Below are 17,310 nucleotides of genomic sequence, written 5' to 3'. Positions count from 1 at the left end.
CAACTCGATCCAAGAGAATTTGATTAATTTTCAACTCTATCTCAAACCTCAGTACCACGATTTTTTTAATTAAATAGAATGCTGTCATCAACATGTATGTAACTGGTGACAGCACAGTGGCAAGTCTGGAACACATTTTTTATCGACCGCAAAATGCACGAATAAATGAGGATGTGCTGGACTGGGAATATATAAACCGAAAGCCAATCTCCCGACTGCCTCAGATTGTTTGGGACGACAACACAACCTGGGCAGAAGCCAACATCTGGTCGCTGGAGCAAGCGACATCCTCTAAAAAGGACTTAAAAACAGTTCACTCGAACATGTCTCATTTGCTGGCTTATGCAAAGTGGCTGGAGTCTGAATCCATTACTTGGTGGCATTTCCCGGAAAGAGAAAGTGAACGATGCCTCGTGCGTTTCAGAGGGGCATTGGTATCAGCACGAAATAATGGCGATCTAGCGCCAAGTACAGCATCGCAGCGAATGGCTGCCGTTATTCGCTTCTACAAGTGGATGCATTCCAGAAGATTGATTTCGCCAGAATGGCCAATGTGGGAGCAGCGTGTTGTGGGCATTAAACTCACTAATGCGTTTGGTCTTGAGCACACCATGCGCGTGGCAAGTACAGATCTCGCTATTGCAAATCGTAAAGTAGCCGGTGCAATCCAGTTGGAAGATGGTTTGCTACCAGTTTCTGTGTCAGCAATGAAAGAAATTATTGCACTTGCAGACAGGGAGTCTAGTGAGGAACTCGCATTGATGCTGCGGCTAGGATTTTTCACTGGCATGCGTCTTGGCACCATCACTGATTTAAAGGTTAAGACACTCGAAAATGCAACTCACTATCCCAATGCAGGTTGGAAACGATTGGCTATTGGTCCTGGAGCCAGGCCGCCGGTTGCGACCAAATTTAGTGTGTCTGGAGCAGTGCCTATACCCGCGGAATTGCTTGAATCCTTGATCAATTATTCGATGAGCACCAGGCGGCTGAAGCGCCAGGCAATAGCACGAAAAGAAGATCGAGACCTATTGTTTTTAACCCGCTACGGCAATGCGTACAACAGTGATCAAAGTCGGGCTATTAATGTTGAGATGTCACGTTTACGGCAGGCCGGTAAACGATCCGGCTTAAAAATTATGCGTGGATTTCACTTTCATAGGACACGCGCAACCTTTGCTACAGAACTGATGAGAATCTCGCTGAAGTTCATGCCTGTAGGTGATGCCATTCAGTTTGTCCGAGAAGCCTGCTTGCATAAGGATGAAAGCACAACGCTGAAATACATCAAATTCATTGAATCAAACAAGGCGATGGCTGACGCCGCAGACGCTTTTACCAAGCTGTTTATGGGGCTAGTACCGGGAGAGGCCAATGAATAATCTGAAACTGGGTTTTCCCGCGTTCCCACTAGGAACCCATCAAACACCCTGGGATATGAGTGAACTCATGTATCAGGGAGCCGCTGAAATCCCGCGCCACAGAGTGCAAGAGGCAATAATGTCTGGGTCGCTGGGCAAGCCAATTAAAGCTCGAATGGCTATGCTGATTGCCTTACACGAGTCAATTACCGCGTTCATAGCCCAGGGAAGGAGCCGATCAGCCATCGTGACCTATTTCGAGCTGACATGGCGATTTTATGCTTGGGCCGATCAGCAGGGCCATACCATTCAGCCTGATACAGTAGTTGACATTTACAAGGAGTGGACCGAGTTCCTTATCGATCGTTCGGTAATTCACAAACAAATATCGGAGATTTTTGCTTACAGGCAAGCGGTTACGATGGCAAACATTATTGCCAAAGCCATTCAGCTTCCCGGCAGTAAACCAGGAAGAAGTTTGGTGCTGCGCACCCGCATAAGAAAACCACTTGATAAGAAAAATGTTCTATCAAAAGAGGCAGACAAACAAAACCTTCAACAGACTTTTGAGTTCGGAAGAACACTAACCGCGATTACCGATAAGCTTGATGTAAAAACCGTGCGCGGATCGCTGCCCATCTACATAAATCTTGCCAATGAAAAAGTGATTACGCTACTTGGCAGCATCATGAGTCCAGACCTAGATCCCGACACCATAAAAGACGCCACGTTACGGCGAAAGGCAGAAGACGCAAGAAAGCCACTACAAGACCACGAAAGTTTATTTGATAGGCACAAGCGTTCCGGAATCATAAACCTTCGGATAGAAGCTGAATTGCTCATCTTTTTGGCGCAAACAGGCATGAACTTGCGGCAAGCTGCCGATATGGAGCGCGATAGTTATCGCTGGAAGTCAGATGGTGGCGAGCTGGAAGTATTTCGTGTCTACAAAGGTCGCCGCAGTGGGGACGCGATATTCAGGTGCTATAAGGCCTACAAGGATCATTTCCAGCGCTATTTAACATGGTTGGATAAAACCGGTCTGTCAGAAATTGATAGCCGACTGTTTCCTCAGCAAAGTCGGAGCATGATTACTGTTAAAGGGCAAAAAATCAGGTTCTACACAACCAAAACGCTCTTTAAAAAAGTGGGAATCCCGTTCATTAATCCGCAAGAAATCCGCAAAACGCGAGTGAATTGGCTGCTGAGGCGAAGCCATAATCTTCAACTCACTGCCGATCAGATGGCGCACGACAAAGAAGTCTTGCTTAGAGACTACGAAAGGCCACACCACCAGTCGGCCTCGGCGGAGATCATTCAATTCCACAAGGCAACTGATCCGGTGATTGCGCCCCCTGGGCCGGGCATTTGTGTTGATGGTTCGCACAACCCGATACCAATATCAGGTATAGCCCATGAAGCACCAAAGCCTGATTGCATTAGCCCTGAAGGCTGTCTGTTTTGCACCAAGCATAGAGACGTTATGAGTGCTGACTATTGCTGGAAGCTCGCCTCGCACGCTCGGATCAAACGGCTGGAAACCGACCTCTATAAATCACCCCAAAAGGGCGTTGAGCACCCCGCCTACCGGGTGATCGAGCGGATAACTGCAAAACTCGAAGCGATCTCAGCAGGCAGCGCAGTCAGGGCAACCTGGGTGCAGGACGCCAAAGACGCCGTTCGCTCCGGCAGGTATCACCCGCACTGGGATGGTCACATTAAACTACTTGAGGTGATTGCATGATCCTTGCTGAACTGCCGGGCTTGAATATTGATGCACCGACTACCACGCCAGATGCGCCAAATTTCAAGCCGAACCGCTGGCCGCCGCCCACTGACTTTCCTGTGGTGATCGATGGAAATCAGAATGTGGTGTCACGTTATGGTGATGTGCGTTGGGATTTGACCCCTTGGGCTGGCACCACCTTAACCATGTTTTTCGGCGATGGGCCTGGCCAGGGTAGTCGAGTTAGTCCAGAAAACGCGGCTTTGCTTAGGCAGGTTGTAGCATGGTGGCTGTGGGGTGTGTCTCGCATGCGTTCGCCAAGAGCGTTAGTGGCAAAATTTGAAACCTTAAAGCCGTTATTTGTGGCCTGCACAAATAACAATATTTTAGCGTCTGACCTGTACCGCTTTCCAAGGGTGATTAAAGCGCTACCCAATTTTTACGGGTCAAAGGGCGAGCGGCTGATTAATTACCTCACCGAGTTAAATTACGCAAAAGATGTGCTCGGATTTACCATCCTTGATGCCAAAGGCTTGGTGCTTCTGAGTCAGTGTCTGCCTGATAGAGAAGAGGCACAAACGGCATATATCCCAACTCGAATCTGGAGCTACCAGGTCACCCGTCTGCGTGAATGCATCGACGACTATATTTCCAACAAAGAGAACCTTGAAGCCTACTACAAGTTTTGCCTGGATGCGGTAGCCGCCAATGCGGGCGGGAATTTAGCGGACGCATTTGGCGGGTTAGGTGTCAACACGCCGTTTAACGGCGCCAGACCAAAAGGCGCAAGAGCTTGCGGCAAGGTTTACTATGGCTCGTTCCGAGAAACAGCAGAGCGCTATAAGGTTGATTGGTTGCTCGATAAATGGTGCAACACTGAGAACAAATTCACACCAGGTACGCTCTCCAGTTTTTTCAACTTGGTGAGCATTGCAGGGCTAGCTTATACGCTGAACTTCACATTAATGCGCATAGACGAAGGCGCCAAGCTTCGCGCAGACTGTTACGAGGTCGAACGGGATGAATTTGGTGATGACATCCACTTAATCAAAGGGGTTACCACCAAAACAGTACAGGACGGCAATGCCCGCTGGATAGTATCGCCAACAGTGCAGCCCGTGATAGCGGCCATGATTCAGATCGCGCACCTGCGGTTAATTCCAGCGCTTGCCAACCCCTATACCCAACTTTCCGAGCAAGACATCAGCAACCCACTGCTCCAATCCTTTACGTTCGAGCCTTGGAGCTCCAATCGAAGTATCAAAAACTCCACGAAGAAGTACAAAAAGCAAAGAACCTATGCCGACATTTGGCACACGTGGCCAAAACTCTTCGACGCAAATGCGATGACCATCACCGAGGCCGATTTCGAGCTGGCGAATCGCATGACCTTTGGCCTTGATCCAGAAAAATTCGCCATTGGTAAAGTCTGGCCCATAGCCTGGCATCAATTGCGTCGAACTGGTGCAGTTAACATGCTGGCAAGTGGCTTAGTGACTGAGGCCTCGCTTCAGTACCAGCTCAAACATGCCAGCCGAGCCATGAGCCAATACTACGGTAAAAACTTCTACCGCTTGAAAGAGCCGCTGAATGACGAAGCCAAGGGCTATTACCTGCGCGAAATGTATCAAACCATGGTGCGCGAATTTACTGATCTGCAATCCGATCAATACCTGTCACCGCACGGCCAGAAACGTAAAGAACAATTGCTAGAGGAGATCTCCGAAAAGGATCACCAACAGTTGATCAGCGCAGCCAAATCTGGCCGCATCAGTTACCGACAAACCTTCCTGGGGGGCTGTGCCAAATCAGGGCCACCGTGCCCACTGGGCGGCATCAGCAACATCAGCGCCTGTATGGGTTTTGGTAGCAGCAGCCCCTGTGCATCAGCCTTGTTGGATAAAGCCAAGCTACCGTTAATTCAGCAGCTCACATCAACAATAAACCTGCAACTAAAGGGGGCTGAGGTCGATTCGCCGCTATACGAATCCCTTCAGGCGCAACTGGAATCCGCGGAGCGAGCCATCCATGTCATCGAAAGTAACTGAACCAAGAAAAGTGAGTAAGGCCGAGCTGAAGTTTCGCGAAGCCTTCGAGCGCCTCAAGGCAGGCAAGCCTGACATCCTGCCCAAAGGCACACCGCTCAGCCAGAACAATGTCGCCAAAGAAGCAGGGGTAGACCCGTCCGCCCTACGCAGAGCAAGATTCCCAGAGCTGGTTGCCGACATCCAATCCTGGATAGAAACCCACAAAGGCGAATCCCCCCAGAAATCCCCACGGCAGATGATGCTGGCTCAGCGATCAAGAAACCGGGATCTTCAGGAGCAGAACCATGCCCTGAAGGCGCAGCGCGATAACGCCCTCAGCCTACTGCTGGACGCCCAGACTCGCATCTCAGAGCTAACCTTGGAGAACCAACGGCTACGCGCCCAGCTTCCCCAGAGTAACGTCCATCACCTATCAACATCGCCCAAGCGTTGATATACCTAGCTGGGCGGCTCAGCCCCTGAAGTTGCCTAAAGGGTTACCTCAATTACGCACAATTACGCATGGTTTGCGTAATTACGCATAGGGCGCGTAACTCCGCGTAATTTCCCCAACTCTCGGCCTGACTTTCCGAATCAAGGCCCTATAATTTAATTTCAACTCGCAAAATGCTAGGCAAATGTGAAATCTGTGGTAGGATTCGGTGTTAATCAAAAAACCAGACACTTAGAGGCACAGCCATGATCCGCTGCCATCTCGCTCGCATGATGGGCGAACACAAGATGCGTATTGCCGACGTCGCCAGGGAAACCGGCCTTAGCCGCGCTACGGTAACCCTTCTCTATAAAGAGACAGCGCAGAAGGTGGACCTTGAAGCGCTAGATAAGTTATGTGACTTATTCGATTGCAGTATTGGTGACATGCTGGAACGCACGGAAGGAATCAAACCCGGTGGCGCGACTGACTCAGCAGGGAGCATGAGATGACCCATGATTCCCAGCAAAAACGCCTGGAGCAGTTAATCGCCCAGTTAAAGGCAATGCCAAAGCACGCCTCTCTTGTTTTTGGCGAGCACAACGCTCTGTGGCAATCACTCGGTTTTAGCCAAACCCAAGTGGCACTCTGGCTAGCTTCTTTACCCCAAAATAATCAGCAAAAAGAGCAATCGTTGACGCAATATCAGGTCAGCCTGGATATATCGGCTCACCTGGTGTCGTTGCTACAACAAGCCGGCGGCCGTATGCCTTTGGGGCAGGTTTTAAAAAAGCTCCCGGCAGGTACCACCACCAGTGAGCAGCAAATACGCAAATTGGCGCAGCAGCATGCACAGTTAGACATAAAAGGGCCTTTTCTGGTCTTGGTTCATTAATCACATAGATGAACTAAGCGCAGACACGTAACGGCCACTGGCACGCCACTACGAAACATTGAGAAGAATTAAGAAGATATCATGGCAAAAGAAGCGAAAAAACAAGACTCACGGCAACCTCTTCCAGCTCTATTTAGTGTGCTCGCCAATCAGCATACCGAGTTCAGTCAGCCATTGGTTGAATTGCCCGAGCACGAATTTGCCAAAGCAGGGCTTATTCAAGGTTTGGTAGAAGGTAACCTAACCCCTCCTGTCATGCTCGTAGCACTGGCGGAGGGCCATTGGGAATACGCGGCCGATACCGCCAAGTTTGATGAATTGGCTTACCAGTTGTTAAGCGACACTGAGGGTGATTGGCCTGTATTTGCAGTGGTGGCCGATGGCAGCAACCAGCGTATTTTAGCCTTGTTTGGTGCCGATGGCTCCGACGGTACCCACGGTGTTGATAGCCTACCAAGCCTTGAAGAGTTACGCAGTTTTGATCGCTTAGAGCGCGACCCAACCTTCCGTTGGTCCATGCGGGTGTATACCCGCCTCATGCAGCGTTTCGATGCGTTTCATGAAAACGTCTATCGCGTCACCAAAGATAAGGTGAACGACAAAAACGACATTATCGAAGAAGTGGCCAAGCTGCTGTTTTTGGAAAGCTTCCGCGTGCATCATGATGAAAATCTCACGTTTAAAGACGCGGAAGGGGATACCATGCGCTTTCGTGATGTGTTCCATTGGCAATACGTGGAAAAACACGGCGATAAAGCGGTTGCACAAATCAAAGCTGCCTTTGAAGAGTTTAAGAACCACGAAGACTATGTGGTGATCTCCGACGATGGCTCGCGCAATGCCATCTTCCCGCCCGAATCACACCTGCGCTTATCGGTGGCGAAAAACTATCAGGATTTGCTTGAAGCCATGCAAAACCTCGGGCCAGTTAAAACCAACGATGGTAAAACCTTAAAAGAGCAAGGCACATTGGGCGATGTCTCTGGCGATTTATTGGGCCGGGTGTTTGATGTATTTCTGCGCGCTAACTTCGAATCCAAAGGTGGCCTTGGCGTGTATCTCACACCCAACCCGGTAAAACAAGCCATGCTCGAAATCGCCATGCACGACATCGATGACGATGATGAGATGCGCTCGCGCTTGGCCAATGGCGATTTTCGTTTCTGCGATCCGACTTGTGGCTCCTTTGGTTTTGGCTCGGTGGCCTTAAGCCAAATAGATAAATGGATCGACTTTAAACTGGTACTGGCCGACGACAAAAAAGAACAGCTAAAACAGAAACTACGCGAAAGCGCCTTTACCGGTGCCGACGCCGCACCGCGTATGGTGATGTTGGCCCGCGTCAATATGGCGCTGCAAAACGCACCCAAAGCGCAAATTTTCTATACCGATAACTCACTGACCACCCAAGCGCTTAAACCCAACAGCTTTGACCTGATTTGTACCAACCCACCCTTTGGTACTCCCAAGTTTGGTAAAGATAAAAAAGGCCAGGAATCGAAAAAGAACTACGAAGCCAATATGGAGCAAGTGCTTGGTGGTTTCCGCCCAACCGAAAAGGTGGTCGATAGCTACAAAGCCTATTACGACCACCTAAAAATGAAGTGGCAAGATACCGGCGATTTGGAATTAGATGAAAACGGCAACCCAAAATGGGCCGGTTACCGCACCGATTTACGCAAAACCGGTGGTACCGATAAAAAACCCTTTTACAGTATGCAACCGAGCACAGAAGGCTTAGCCCTTGGCAGCAAACCCGACAGCAAAGGCAACTGGCAACCCGTGGGTGCCACTATTGACCCTGCGGTGCTGTTTATCGACCGCTGCCTGCAACTGCTTAAACCCGGTGGCCGTTTAATGATCGTGCTGCCCGATGGCATTTTATGTAACTCCGGCGACCGTTATGTGCGCGAGTACATCATGGGCAAAAAAGACGAGCAAACAGGCGAGTTTGTTGGCGGTAAAGCTATCGTCAAAGCGGTGATTTCTCTACCCAGCGACTGCTTTAAGCTCTCGGGTACGGGCGCAAAAACCTCGATTTTGTATTTACAAAAACGCCATGCTAACCCGAATCAACCGGAAAAATTTTTGCCGGAGCCGCAAACCGAGGTGTTTATGGCCGTAGCCGAAACCCTGGGTTATGTGGTGAAAAACAATATCGAAGACTATAACGCCGGTGTGGCGAACGATCTGGATAAGATTGTTTCGGCTTATAAGCGGGGTGAGTGATGTTTGCTAAAAGATACAGCCCTGATGAATTAATAGATATTATCGCGGCGCCATCGTATAGCCCTGAGATTATCAACTACGTTAAGAAAGTTGCGAGTGAACCATTTCTATCGCAGTTTTTAGGCCAGAAGCCAAAGTTGGGAATTACAGGAACAATCGCCAAAGACTATGTTGAAGCTGATACTAAAGACGCAGTTCCTTATGTATCAACCAAACAAGTTAAGGGGCTTCACGCGTATATTGATGATGCGAAATACATTTCGAAAGAGGCCGATATCGAGTGGGCAAAGTGTAGAGTAGAAGATGGTGACATCATCATTAACAAGAGTGGTAATGTCGGCGCTGCAGCTGTTCTTTGTTGCGCGCCATATGCATACGTGAATTCAGTCTCCGATATTATCAATATTAAGCTTGCAAAGAATTCCGAGATTGATAGGGATTACCTAGTAGTTTACCTAAATAGCCCCTATGGTCAGAAACAATTACAACGACTTAGTGGCGGTGCGATTTTTAGTCACGTTAGTTTGCATGCTATACCTGATATCCGTATTTTTAACCCTGATATAAAAGCCCAAAAATACATCGGGGATAAAGTTCGCCAAGCCGAGCACCTGCGCGCTTGGGCAAAGCGGTTGGAATCTTCAATTGAACGTTTGCTTACATCAAATGATGACTACTTATCGGCTTGCAACACGGCTGAAACAAAAACTAGTCGTCCACAACTAAACGATTTATCAAATAGGTTGGACCCTAAATACTACGGTAATAAAGCTATTGCCGTTCACCGTTTTGCTCGTAAAACTGGAATGGCGCTGGGAAGCTTAATCAAATCTGTTGCTAATGGTTTTGAAGAGCGTTCATTTATTGAAAGTGGTATGGCTTACATTACCGTATCTGAAGTTTCGTCAGGCCGTCTAAACGCACAAGCTGCCCCCAAGATCAGTAAAAGCGTCGACGTGCCAGCAAAGGCAATTATTCATGAGTCTTGTGTTTTAGTGGTGCGAACGGGGTCAATCGGCACAGCCGTAAAAGTGCACGCATTGGATAAAGGCTGTGCAATTAGTAGTCATTTGATTCGATTAGAATTCAATGATGAAGAAACCGCAGCTGCTGTGGCAGTATTCCTGAATTCGGCAGCAGGGAAAGTGTTGCTTCATAAAATTAGCTATGGCGCGGTTCAACCACAAATTGGGCAAGAAGAATTACTCGCTCTAAGTATTCCTGAGTATGTTCTTAATAAAAAAGCGAAATGTTTAGAGCTTTTGAATAGCTACGAACTTGCTATTAGAGCTTCAATGAATCTCACTAATTCCGCCAAAACCCTAGTCGAAGCCCTAATCGAAGGCCTGCTCACTGAACAACAACTTATCGAAGCCCAGCAAGCCTTGGATGATGGCGACAACAGTTTAGACCAAGCGATTTTAAGTAAGCTCAGCAACGAAGGTTATGCCGTTGAAGGTGCTGAACCACTGTTTAGTGATATTGAAGAGCTGTACCGATTGCTGGAAAGCGCCGCCGAGGCAGAGGAGTAACTATGGTGGCCAGCAACATGGATGGTAACGCGCCAGTCTGTAGCCTGTTAACCCATGAGGCAGCACACAGCTTTTGTCAGTTGTTTGGTCAACTTTGGTCCTGTGGTGGTTTAGAGGCCAATAAAGCTGAACCGTTGTTGAGCGCCATACCTGCGCTTAACAAGTTATTACAGCCGATTGCTAACGACGATGCTGAAAGCGGTTTTGAGCGAGAAATCAATGCTTATTGCCTAAGCACACCTTTGCTGAATGCACACAACGAACTGAGCCAATTAGGCGAATGGCAACTGGCACTACTCGGTCTAAATAAGGAAGTACGTGCCCATTGGCTCAATTTAGCTGCTGCCCGCTGCCGTGAAGCGGGTGCCATGAGTGACCCACAGGTATTGGTTAAACTTATCCAGCAACTGGGCAATGCCAGTGAGTGGGTATTGGCGCAGCTGGAAAGCGCTGATGCTAATCCACAACTTATCGCCGGGCCACTGGCGCAGCTAGAGCGCGATTTACTCGGCCATAGCTTGAACGATAACGCTGCTATTCCAGCGTTATGCCGACTTTTGCGTGCCTGTTTTACGCTGCACACCTTAAGTGAACAAACCGAAGCGCTGACGCCAATCCAACCTATCGATAACACCGCGAAACAGCTTGCCAGTAATTGGTGTAGCGGCCGTTTATTGGCACTGCCTGAGTCTTTATTGAGTGAATACAACCTCAAGCAGCCAGTTAACCTCCTTCTCAAACCCCATGCCGATTGGTTGTTGGTGTCGCGGTTTATTAACGATGAGGAGACATTCATTCAGCTCTTCGCCCAGCAGCCCTGGTGGTTTTTATTAAGCCTGCTGAGCTTTGTGCAAGATGCCTGGGCCGCCGAGCAGCGCGGCGGTTTATTGCTGACGTTGCCCGCCGGGCAAAACGCATTCGCGCCGACTCAGGTGAATGTTGTTGTGCAAGGCATTGAAGGTGATGAAGTGAACTTGGGCAGCCTGGCCGAATTTTTAATGCTATTGCTGGGTGAGTTGAATATTGCGCTTTACCCAGCACTTACCGATAACTCAGAAGATAAGCAGCACTTAAACCGTGGGCTTAGCCCGGTGATTGGTAATTTACTGGCCAAAAAAATCTGGCAGTTTTTAGAGGCAGGCCGAGGCGAACCCGGCCAGTACCACATTCACCCCGAGTTTAGTGATGCCTGTTATAGCCTGCCGTTAGCTCCGCTGTTTGGCTACAAAAGCCAGCACTTACAACAGGCCATCAAGCAACTGGCGCAAGCAAGCTATGCCAATCACAAACGCACCAGCGTGGCTAACAGAATACACAGTTAAGGGATTCCATGATGAGTTTCGAATTAGATGATGCCGTCGTCGATAAGCTAGCCAAGCAACACCGCTGGGCAGCCACCGGTGTATCGGACTATCCACCGCGCGACCCATTGGTTGGCCAAAGCCGTTTTTTTAAACGCTTTCAAACGTTTTTGCATACGGTAGACCATGACGACGATCGCTTTGCCCATGTGTTTGCGGTAGAAGCGGAGTGGGGGCGAGGTAAATCTCGTTTAGGGCATGAGTTAGTGGCGCAAATTAACGACTGCTCCAAAGGCTGGTTTGTGCGTGATGAGCAAGGCCAGTTGCACGATCAGCAGCTGTTTAATAGCGAAGCGCAAGACAAATACCTGGCGTTGTATATTCGCTATTCCCAAGTGGCATCTGACTATCAAAATTCCGACAACTGGTTTGCTTTTGGTTTGTATCAAGCGCTATTGCCATTGGCGACCCAAGCTTTTGACGGCTCGATTCAAAGTGAAATTGCCAAACAAGCCTATGAGCGTTTAATGCCGTATGGCTTTAATGCTGAGCTGTTGGCAGGTGCACTCCAGCTGGATAAAAACCACAGCGAAGAAGATCTCTATACCGACCAAACCCTGGTGGTGGAATTGGTGCAAGCCGCCTACGAGGTACTCAAACGCTTTGGTGTGCAGTATGTGTTGGTGGTGCTCGATGAGTTAGAAACCGTGGCCGAAGCCGCCACCTTTGGTTTGGAAGATGAGCAAGACAAGCGTCTCGATGGCCAAGCCATTCGATTGATTGGAAAAGCCATTAAAGAAGAAGATCCGCGTCGTAAACTGCCTTGGTTACGCTACGTGGCGCTGTGCTCGCCACTGTTGGGCCAGCAATTGCGCGAGATTCAGTCGGTGGCGCGCCGTTTTGAATTGGTCGAGCTGGAACATAACGCCTTTGCCGATGTATCCGACTATGTGGCCAGTCTGCTAAAAGAGGGCAAACTGGCCTTTGATTACCCAGCCGGCTTGGTTGAAGCGGCCTACGCCATGAGTGGTGCTAACTTCGGTTGGTTTAACGTGGTGATGGCCAATGTGGATGCGGTGTTAAGCCAATATCAGCAGGCTGGCCGCAGTCTCGATGATGTGGGCGATTTGTTTGAAGCTGTGTTGGCAGGCTCTGGCCGTGTAGCCAAGCACGTATTGGATAAAGGTGCCATTGAAGGCATTCAAACCCGCGACCAAGCATTGTTAAGTCAGTGTCGCAGTTTGCTATATGGCCAGTTACCTGTGCGTTTGGCAGAAGTAAACCAAGCCACTGAATTACTAAAACTTAAAAACGAAGACCAGGAGCCGATTGCGGCACACTACCGTAAGCTCACCATCGACCGCTTACAGTGTCGCCAAGCCTTAGAGCAAGCCAAATTCCGCCGCGACAAAGACGAATGGTATTACCCCGCGGTCGATCAAGCGCTCAGTTTGGATACCTTGCTGGATAACCTGCGTACTTTCTCCATTAAAGAGCAAGCGGCCAGTGGCGATAAAAACGCAGTGCTGTTGCCGCTGTCCAAAGGTGAATTCAAATACTTACTGAGCTTGTTGTACGACCACCCCGCCATTGAATTTGCCGCCGATGCCTTGTGGCATAAATTGGTGGGCGATACCGCCGAGTTAGATAGTATTGAGGCTACCCACATTGGCCCCAGTGTGGCGATGTTATTGCGCTTGGATTTACGCTATCGCAGCGCGCAGCAAAACTCGATGATATTTAAAGACCCCAGCATGGGCGATGGCCATGAGCAGGCCATGGCTGAGTTGGGTAAGCAAAGCAGCCAAAAACCGATTATTAAAGCCATAACCCGTGTTACCGGTTTTGTCCGTTTGCTGGATAACAACTGGCGTTACGATGAAAATCTGCTGGACAACAAGGCAGGCACGGGTGACGAGCCGCTGGCCATATTAACCGAGCCTAAAGGCCGCCAAGGTGGCTTATTTACGTTGGAAGGTTTTAAGTTACACCCAGACGGCAAAGCCCTGTTTGCTTGGGTGAGCAACTTGAATGAGCTGCATAATCTACACACCTTTGCCGCTGAATACAGTCGCCAGAATGGCCGCATGCCCGTATTAGCGCTCACGGCATCCGCCCATTTAATGGAGCAGTACAGTCGCTTGGATGACAACGACACATTGCGCGATGCCATACTGCTGCATTACGTCAACCCAAGTGAAGCCGACCAGTTAGAGCGCATTGGTTTGAGCTTAGCAGACTGCCAGCAACATGGCGTTACCTTAAATGCCGAAAGCTTTACTGCTAAGTTTAAAAACAAACTGCACGCGCTAAGCACCTTTGCTAACGATGCCATCCACAAATGGCGCCAGCGTTTGCAACAGCGCGGCTTAATTGCTTGGCCACTGAAAGTGGATGGCAAGTTATCAACAAATGATCGCGATTTGTTATTCAAAGGCTGGTATCAGCTGGCTATTGCCCATCCTGAACTTAATGGTGTGTTGGATTTACAGCAACAACATGGTGTGCCGGTGGATGAACTCAGCAGCTTGCTGGATAAACTCAAAGTGCCCGGCAGCTATATGGCCAAGGGTTACACGCCTGATGAGCATGCGGGTTTATTTACTGAACTCAACAATGTTCAACGCAGCCAGGCGAAGATCCCCCTGTTTTTAGCCCGCATTGCACACCCCAAAAAACAGCAAAAATGGCAATTCGATGGCTTTAAACAGCAGTTTTATTTTGCCTATGTTGCGGAAACCAGTATTACCGCTAAAGGCGTGTTTAGCGACTGGATGTGGTGGTGTGGTGAGCTGAATTTACTCACCTTAACCAATCCAATTGAAAAACAAGCCATTTGGGAAAGTTACCCACGTTCTCGTTTAGAAAACGCCATCACTGAAGCACAGAACTGGTTTAGCGGCAATGGCATGGACAGTTACAAAGCCAACGTGGAAGTGATGAGCCGCGTATATGGTTATGGCCGCATTAATGAAGTCTTTGCACCGCTGGGCAAAAATCAATTGGGCTATGCCACAGTAGAGGCTAAAGAGCAGTTGGAAAAAGCACAAACACTCTATAACGCACTTAAGCGAGAAGAAGAGCAGCTCGAAGATATCAACGACGCCAGTGGTGCCCAGATTTTGGCTGGGCTTATTCATAAGCGAGCTGAAGTGTTGAATTTGGTTGCTAAAGTCAAACCGCTGAATAGCACTAAACCAACGCTGAAAGATGCGCACATTTTGGATTTGGAAGACAAAGGCACCTCGCTTTATCAGCGTGTAGAGCAAGCTTGTTTATTCGCTGAATTTGTCGAGCGCAGCGCTGAGCGTATCAACAACCGACTTGCCGATCTAATTAAGGACGTGGAAGCCGACTGCTCCACGCTCACTCATTTTCCGAAAAGCCTCTATACCAACACGCTTCGCACCATTGGGCATATACTGGACGGCGCATTAAAAGATGATTCAAGCAGTGCAACAGGGCAGAAGGAGCAACAGGCCGGTAGTGATACTTTGTTGCATTACCTGCGCAAACTCGATTTAGGCAAAGCCCAGGATAAGCTTTCGGCTTTAGCGCTGGAGGTGGGCTTAAACCTGCACAGTGAACAACAGTTGGGAATGGCGGAAATCCAGGGTCACATTCTCGCCAGCTATCGCAATTGCAAAGAGCGCTTTGAGAAGTTAGTGAATAACCTAGTCGAGCAAAACCAGCGAGCAAAGCAGTTACAACAACTGCTTAGTAGTGCCACTGTTGAATATGAACACGCTGATGATGTTACTGAGCTACCCAAGCTGGTTATGAAACTACAACTGATTGACGATGCGATAGCGGATTTACCAAACGACGCCGAAAGTAAGCGCCAAAGCATGCAAGCCAGCTTACGCAATGGTCAATTCTCTGGGTTACGTGATGTGCCGGAAGAATTGCTCAAATCGGCTCGTGGGCAAGTGGCACCAATACAAGGCCAACTGCTTCAGATTGAAGAACGCTTAAATCAAGTAAAACGTAGCGCCATCCAACAGGTAAATAACTGGTTGCCTGTATTAAAGCCACTGTTAGCTTCACAGCAGCAACCACTACCTGCTGAGTTAACAATAACCGACGTTGCCAAGTTAGGGGTAAGTGAGCTGGTGATGGTGTGTGATAAAACCCTGTCAGATTGGCAAAGCCAAGGTGATGCCATTTTACAAGGTACTGGGTTAACACTGGCGCAGTGGCAGCGGGTCTATCAGGCGCTAAGTCAAAATCTGGAGCCCGAGTTAACACCTGAACAGCAACAAAGCTTGGTCGATAAAGGCATAGTAAAAATGCGCTTAACGTTTGCTACGGGGTTGTGAGGGTAATGCGATGAGTTTTTACCTGTCATCGGCATTGGCGAGTAATCGTAAGGGTCGGTTTTTACAAACAATCGCGGGGGCTGAAGCGCTAGAATCGGATTGGCGAAGCGCTCCGCCTGACAGTGGCCTGCTAATGGTGCAAGCAGAAGAGCTGATTGACAATGACGCTTGCCAAAATTTGCACCAATGGGCCATGAAAGCTGGCTGTGCTGCTTTAATCATTGCCCCCCAAACGGGGCAACTAGATACGTTAGAACAGCTACCGTCAGCACTGGATTGGACAATTGCCCCCGCTACTTTAAGCGTTCAAGAGTCAGGTTTAACAGCGATTCTTTCGAGCGAAACAAACCAAGCCATTGTTGGTTTTGCTGGTAGTGCAGATCGCAAACAGCATATGGCGGGCGATGTGGTGCATACCCGTTATTTCCGAAAACACAGCAATAGTGGTTTGTTTGCTGTGACAACCTTGCCTTTATGGTCTTTAAATTTGCTCGATCATGCAGAGGTTTTAGTCAGATGGCTAAATTGGTTTATTGACCATGCGGGCGTAGCAAACTCTATTGCTGAAGAAAAAACTGAATTGGCGGAATATTCGCCCGACAAATACGATTTGGTTGTTTTGTTATTGCTCTACGCTGGCAATGGAATAAGCCTGGATGTCATTGTTGCCAATGACACGGTTAAGTTACTGTTCGATTTGAATAGCCTTGATATCAACAAGCGTAGCGAAGTATTACAGCAGTACGGCTTTATTAAGGGGTCGAATTTGACTGAAACCGGTAAATCGGCGGTTCAATTGTCGCAATACTGGGCTTACGCGTCGCTACTTAGCGAGCAGTTAAATACAGGAGCGCTATGAACATGAATGAACATAAAACAATGAACTTAGCGCAATCTCTCGCCATTGATAGCCAGCTTCGTTTACCTGGTAGCGCAGGACGCTTGCTTAAGCAAATCCGTGATATTGAGCAAGTGGGACCGCTATTTCGTGATGCAGGTTTAGTTAAGGCCGTCCCTAAGCCTACGGTGGTAAATTTACGAGTGGCGGGTATTGCGACTAAATCGTGCATAGATAAAGCCTTAGGCGGCTTTATCTATGCTAGTGCAGCAGTACGAACCGATTTACTCATTGACGATAACAAGGTCAGTACCGTAGGTAATGATTCTATTTCTGAATTGGACGATATCGATTTTGAAGCACAGCGTAAGCGTCTCGATTTGATTGAAATTCGACAGGCGTATCAACTTGTGGAGAAACAACTGCTAAGCCATGAGCCTTGCGATTTGATTTTAATGGATACGCCTCTGTTTTTAGCAAGAGATATGGCGCCTCTGGAGCGCAACGTTCGACATAAACAGGAATACGACAAAACCAAACAAGTGATCGAGGATTTCTGGCAAACCCATCGTTCAAAGCTGTTTCCCTGGAATAAAACCGGTGTGGTATTAGCCAGCATTCTGGCTGAGGGGTTCTACCCCGTTTCCAC

Annotated in this window: 12 protein-coding genes; all 12 read left to right on the top strand. The window is 48.7% G+C overall.

Features of this window, described 5'->3' with window-relative positions:
- Positions 1-116 precede the first annotated feature (116 nt).
- A complete protein-coding gene (locus Q672_RS0117230) occupies positions 117-1,382 on the top strand; it encodes a tyrosine-type recombinase/integrase (protein ID WP_052017520.1) in 1,266 nt (421 codons plus the stop codon).
- On the top strand, positions 1,375-3,105 hold the full coding sequence (locus Q672_RS27285; protein ID WP_022985665.1) for a hypothetical protein: 1,731 nt from the start codon (positions 1,375-1,377) through the stop codon (positions 3,103-3,105). Before Q672_RS0117230 ends, Q672_RS27285 begins: the two co-directional genes overlap by 8 nt.
- Positions 3,102-5,135 (top strand): hypothetical protein, encoded by a 2,034-nt coding sequence (locus Q672_RS27280; RefSeq protein WP_022985664.1) that lies wholly within the window; start codon positions 3,102-3,104, stop codon positions 5,133-5,135. The genes Q672_RS27285 and Q672_RS27280 overlap by 4 nt, the downstream gene beginning before the upstream one ends.
- Positions 5,116-5,568 carry a hypothetical protein gene (locus Q672_RS27275; protein ID WP_031226584.1) on the top strand — a complete coding sequence of 151 codons (453 nt, stop codon included), beginning with the start codon at positions 5,116-5,118 and terminating at the stop codon, positions 5,566-5,568. The genes Q672_RS27280 and Q672_RS27275 overlap by 20 nt, the downstream gene beginning before the upstream one ends.
- A gap of 245 nt (positions 5,569-5,813) precedes the next feature.
- Positions 5,814-6,059: a helix-turn-helix domain-containing protein gene (locus Q672_RS27270; RefSeq protein WP_022985662.1), complete on the top strand. Its 246-nt coding sequence runs from the start codon at positions 5,814-5,816 to the stop codon at positions 6,057-6,059.
- A complete protein-coding gene (locus tag Q672_RS27265; RefSeq protein ID WP_022985661.1) occupies positions 6,056-6,442 on the top strand; it encodes a hypothetical protein in 387 nt (128 codons plus the stop codon). The genes Q672_RS27270 and Q672_RS27265 overlap by 4 nt, the downstream gene beginning before the upstream one ends.
- Before the next feature lie 81 nt (positions 6,443-6,523).
- The gene (locus Q672_RS27260; protein WP_031226583.1) at positions 6,524-8,671 is read left to right on the top strand and encodes an HsdM family class I SAM-dependent methyltransferase; all 2,148 of its coding nucleotides are present in this window, start codon (positions 6,524-6,526) and stop codon (positions 8,669-8,671) included.
- A complete protein-coding gene (locus Q672_RS27255) occupies positions 8,671-10,203 on the top strand; it encodes a hypothetical protein (protein ID WP_022985659.1) in 1,533 nt (510 codons plus the stop codon). The genes Q672_RS27260 and Q672_RS27255 overlap by 1 nt, the downstream gene beginning before the upstream one ends.
- Positions 10,204-10,205: 2 nt before the next feature.
- A complete protein-coding gene (locus Q672_RS27250) occupies positions 10,206-11,525 on the top strand; it encodes a hypothetical protein (protein WP_022985658.1) in 1,320 nt (439 codons plus the stop codon).
- Between the two features lie 8 nt (positions 11,526-11,533).
- Complete coding sequence (locus tag Q672_RS27245; protein WP_200866014.1) at positions 11,534-15,823, top strand: hypothetical protein; 4,290 nt, start codon at positions 11,534-11,536, stop codon at positions 15,821-15,823.
- Between the two features lie 10 nt (positions 15,824-15,833).
- Entirely contained in the window at positions 15,834-16,682 is an 849-nt protein-coding gene (locus Q672_RS27240; RefSeq protein WP_022985656.1) for a hypothetical protein, read from the top strand.
- Between the two features lie 2 nt (positions 16,683-16,684).
- A partial coding sequence (locus Q672_RS27235; RefSeq protein WP_031226582.1) for a hypothetical protein occupies positions 16,685-17,310 on the top strand: 626 nt, incomplete at its 3' end.

Origin of the sequence: Alcanivorax sp. P2S70, from assembly GCF_000475295.1 — a bacterium.
GTDB classification, from domain to species: Bacteria; Pseudomonadota; Gammaproteobacteria; order Pseudomonadales; family Alcanivoracaceae; genus Alcanivorax; species Alcanivorax profundi.
The sequence above is the reverse complement of the archived record's forward strand: the minus strand, read 5'-3'. Positions and strand labels throughout refer to the sequence as shown.